Below are 4,652 nucleotides of genomic sequence, written 5' to 3' on the forward strand. Positions count from 1 at the left end.
AAGTATTTGATTTTCATTTTCTAAACAACACATAAAAAATAGCAGCTAATAGCTTAAAGTATTCTTAAAAGAAGCGCATGACGGCACTTTATGCATTAAGTTCGTTAAATGTGTCAATTTGTAAAATATAATAAAAATATAAAAGTTTTAGTGGATTAACGTGTGTGAAAATCCACTTTTATAGAGCAATTGTTCAAAAATGGAGGCAAGTAATTCGCCTAGTCACTGGGTTAATCAAAACGATAAATATCCATTCCTAGGGAACCCATGGAGAAACTACTATGGACGATATTAAAACGGTTACCTGTTCCCATCGCAAAAAAGAGTGGTGCAAAATGCTCGAGTGTTGGATGGTTACGCTGTACATAAGGGAGTGAAGGCCAGTCAAGAACTGCATCATAATTTTGATGAGAGAGTTTATGGACAACAGTATTGCGGAAAGTGCTTGCCCATAGTGGTACATCTGCATCAGCTTGCCATGAAAGTTCAGCTAGGTTGTGGGTAATACTACCCGAACCAATCAGTAAAATTTGCTGTTCTCGTAATGGGGCAAGGACTTTTCCGATTTTATAAATATCATCGGAACTCATCGAGATTGGAAGTGAAATCTCAATCACAGGAATATCTGCATCTGGATACATATGTAATAAAGGCATCCAGACACCATGATCTCGTGGTCGTGTACTATTTGCATGGGCAGATATGCCGGCTTCTGCAAATAGTGCTAGTATTTTTTCTGCTAAGTCAGGTGCACCAGCAGCAGGGTAACGGATTTGATATAGCTCCGGAGGGAAACCTCTAAAGTCATGCCAAGTTTGTGGTCGCGTTGATGTGCTGACTTCCAGAGCCTGACTTTCCCAGTGTGCAGACATGACAATGATTGCTTCTGGTTTCGGAAGATTATGACTCAAACGATGTAAAGCTGGTCCGACTTGCTCAGGATCAAGTGCAAGCATTGGTGAACCATGAGAAATAAATAACCCCGGTAATGTTTGCAGATTCATAATCAAGCACCTGAATAGAAATACATGCTTATGGTGACAAAGATAAGCACAATTTAAAAGTTGATTGGGTTCAACAGATTGTTCTAAAACCAGAACACTGTTTTAGATTACGCTCGATGATAGGGATGATTGTGATTGATAGTCATCGCTCGATACAATTGTTCAATCAGTAAAATACGTACCATCGGGTGGGGCATAGTGAGTTTTGATAGTGACCAATGCCAAGCTGCTGCTTTGCGTACAGCATCAGAATGTCCATCGGGACCACCTATGGCTAGCACGACATCATTTCCTTCAAGCATCCATTGTTTCATGGTATCTGCAAGTTTTTCAGTGCTTAATTCACGTCCACCCACTTCTAGCGCGATCAAGACTTCATTGGGTTTCATCGCATTTAAAATACTGTCTCCTTCAATTTGACAGTATTTTAAAATATCCGCTTCAGAATCATTTTTGCCTCGCTTCGCCATAGGTAATTCAACGACTTGCGTTTGTACAAAAGGTTGAATTCGTTTGAAATAATCTTCAAAACCAGTAATCACCCATGCAGGCATTTTTTGACCAATCGTTAGAATACGAATTTTCATAGCTTCGTTTCATTTATAGAATTAAATGCATTATAAAGCTTGAAGCTATGTCATGGTGGATATAGCCATTTATCTTGTCATAAAAAAGACAAATTATTGGGTTATCTTGTTCATAAAAAACGCAGCTCAAAACGCGTATGAGCTGCGATCAAAGTATCATCCGTCTGGAGTTCAGATGATACTAAAAAATGAGTTGCACACGAGCCAAGCTTAGCCTTTGTTTTTATGGACTCTATTTTATTATGCAATAAGCAGGTTATTTTTCAACCAAATTATGTAACAAAAAAAGAGAGCCGAAGCTCTCTTTTTGGTCGATAAATGATTAGTGACGTGCGGCTTTTGCATCTTCCACTGGTTTTACAATCGGTGTTTTCGGCAAAGGCTTTGGTGTATCCGTCAATGCAAGAGGTAAGATTTCATCGATGCTTTTCACCGCTTTGATTTCTAAGCCTTCTTTGACATTGTCTGGAATCTCGTCCAAGTCACGAACATTATCTTGTGGAATAAATACTAACTTAATGCCACCACGATGCGCTGAAAGAAGTTTTTCTTTTAAACCACCAATTCGCATGGCTCGACCACCTAGACTAGTTTCACCTGTCATGGCAATGTCAGGACGAATTGCAATACCTGTAAATGCTGATACAAGGGCAGTGGTCAGAGCTAAACCAGCAGATGGACCATCTTTCGGTGTTGCGCCTTCAGGTAAGTGAACATGCACATCGGTTTCTTCAAAACGAGAAGATTCGATACCTAATTCATCTGCCCGAGTACGTACTAAAGTCATCGCAGTTGTAATAGATTCTTTCATTACATCACCGAGTGAACCTGTCGTAATGAATTTACCTTTACCTTTTACTGCCGCAACTTCAATCGTCAATAACTCACCACCAACCGAAGTCCAAGCCAAGCCATTCACGCGACCGACTTGGGCTTCTTCTTCTGCCATACCAAAGTCAAACTTATGTGGACCTAAGTATTCAGGAAGATTTGCCGATGTTACGTCAAGCTGTAAGTTCTTAGATTTTTTGCTGACAGCTTCTTTAACTACTTTACGTGCAATTTTAGAGACTTCACGTTCTAGACTACGTACACCTGCTTCACGTGTGTAACGTTGCACGATGTCACGAATCGCTTCTTCGTGTATAGTTAACTCTTTGGCACGTAAACCATTGTTCTTGATTGCTTTTGGAACAAGGTAGCGCTCAGCAATATTCACTTTCTCATCTTCGGTATAACCCGGTAGACGAATCACTTCCATACGATCCAGTAGGGCTTCAGGAATATTCATACTGTTAGCTGTACAGATAAACATTACTTCTGAAAGATCAAGATCAAGATCTAAATAGTGATCGTTGAATTTACTGTTTTGTGATGGATCAAGAACTTCAAGCAATGCAGAAGCTGGATCACCACGATAATCTTGTGCCATCTTGTCGATTTCGTCGAGCAAGAATAGTGGATTCTTTACGCCAACTTTCGTTAAAGACTGCACAATTTTACCTGGCATCGCACCAATATAGGTACGACGGTGACCACGAATTTCAGCTTCGTCACGGACACCACCGAGTGCCATACGAACAAATTCACGACCTGTTGCTTTCGCAACTGATTCACCTAGTGATGTTTTACCTACACCTGGAGGACCCACTAGACATAGAATCGGACCTTTGAGTTTTTTCACGCGAGACTGGACTGCGAGATACTCTACGATACGATCTTTGACATCATCTAAGCCATAATGGTCAGCATCAAGAATTTCTTGTGCTTTTGCCAGATTAATACTGACTTTGCTCGCCTTATTCCACGGTGTATCTAAAATCACTTCGAGATAATTACGTACTACAGCCGCTTCGCTTGAAGCTGGTTGCATCGCTTTCAGTTTGCGAAACTCAGCTTCCGCTTTTTTGCGGACATGCTCAGGTAAATCTGCTTCAGCGAGACGTTTCTCAATTTCAGCAACGTCATCTTCAGCGCCGCCATTCATATCCGAGAGTTCACGCTGAATGACTTTCATCTTCTCGTTGAGAAAGTATTCACGCTGATTCTTTTCCATTTGACGTTTTACACTGTCATGCAGCGTTTGCTCAATTTGCTGTTCAGCAGATTGATTCATCAAATAGCTCATTAACTCTTGCAAATGCGCTTCAAACTCATCGTGCTCTAAAAATTTTTGTTTCACTTCAATATTTAAAGGCACACGAGTTGCAACGAAGAACATGAGTTGTAATAAGTCTTCGATTTTATTTGCTGCAGCAACCAATTCACGCGCATTACGTAATTTTGCTTCAGCATATTGAGCAAACAGAGTACGTAATTCATTTAAGCGAGTTTCTTGAGCTTCTTGATCCAATGCTACCGTCATTGGACTGAGGTGATGCTCAGCAGTTAAATATTCTTCCCCGTCAATAATGCGTTCTAATTTAGAACGATGTAAGCCTTCAATCAGCACTTTAATACAGTTTTCATCATTCTCATGATTCACAACTTGTACGATCTTAGCCACGGTTCCATATTGATAGAGATTATCGTGATCAATTTCTTCTGTAAGCGAATCTTTTTGCGCAACTACAAATACTAAATTGTCACTGTTACGAGCCACATCCACTGCATTGATCGATTTTTCACGACCCACGAAGAGCGCAATTTGCATGTGTGGATAGACCACAACATCACGTAACGCCAATAGTGGTAATACACTTGGAACCTGCGGCTCTAAGTTAGTTTCATTATTCATAATATATTCAGACATGGGCACTCCTAATGAGTGACAACGGTGTTGCCATGTTTTTATAGTGATGTGCATTTCAAAAATTACAAGGGTTTTTAATTAGAAAATATAAAAAAAAAGACTAAATTGGTTGGGATTTGGGCGAAATTTTATAAAGAAGATGTATTTAGCGTTTGAAAAAATATTTTTGTGTTGGGGTAAATAAAGCATCCAGTGGTTGATCCCATTTTTGACGGACTAAAGGAAAGTCTAAATATTGGAATGTATGCGCTAAACCTAGACGAAAAGGTCGCCGTGGGGCTGTAGCTAAAGTTCGATCATAATAGCCTG

The 4,652-nt window shown here is 40.0% G+C and carries 3 protein-coding genes and 1 pseudogene; all 4 read right to left on the reverse strand.

Annotated elements, in window-relative coordinates; all coding sequences use genetic code 11:
- Nucleotides 1–230: 230 nt before the first annotated feature.
- Nucleotides 231–1,004, reverse strand: coding sequence for a DODA-type extradiol aromatic ring-opening family dioxygenase (locus HMPREF0023_RS00975; RefSeq protein ID WP_005091068.1), 774 nt, complete (start codon nt 1,002–1,004; stop codon nt 231–233).
- A 107-nt stretch (nt 1,005–1,111) separates the two neighbouring features.
- Nucleotides 1,112–1,591, reverse strand: a complete 480-nt coding sequence (gene rlmH / locus HMPREF0023_RS00980; RefSeq protein ID WP_004638409.1) for a 23S rRNA (pseudouridine(1915)-N(3))-methyltransferase RlmH — start codon at nt 1,589–1,591, stop codon at nt 1,112–1,114.
- A 322-nt stretch (nt 1,592–1,913) separates the two neighbouring features.
- Nucleotides 1,914–4,343: an endopeptidase La gene (gene lon, locus HMPREF0023_RS00985; RefSeq protein WP_008940941.1), complete on the reverse strand. Its 2,430-nt coding sequence runs from the start codon at nt 4,341–4,343 to the stop codon at nt 1,914–1,916.
- A 145-nt stretch (nt 4,344–4,488) separates the two neighbouring features.
- A pseudogene (locus HMPREF0023_RS00990) lies at nt 4,489–4,652 on the reverse strand (5-formyltetrahydrofolate cyclo-ligase); the annotation flags it as partial.

The sequence above is a fragment of the Acinetobacter sp. ATCC 27244 genome, from assembly GCF_000156555.1.
GTDB classification, from domain to species: Bacteria; Pseudomonadota; Gammaproteobacteria; order Pseudomonadales; family Moraxellaceae; genus Acinetobacter; species Acinetobacter haemolyticus.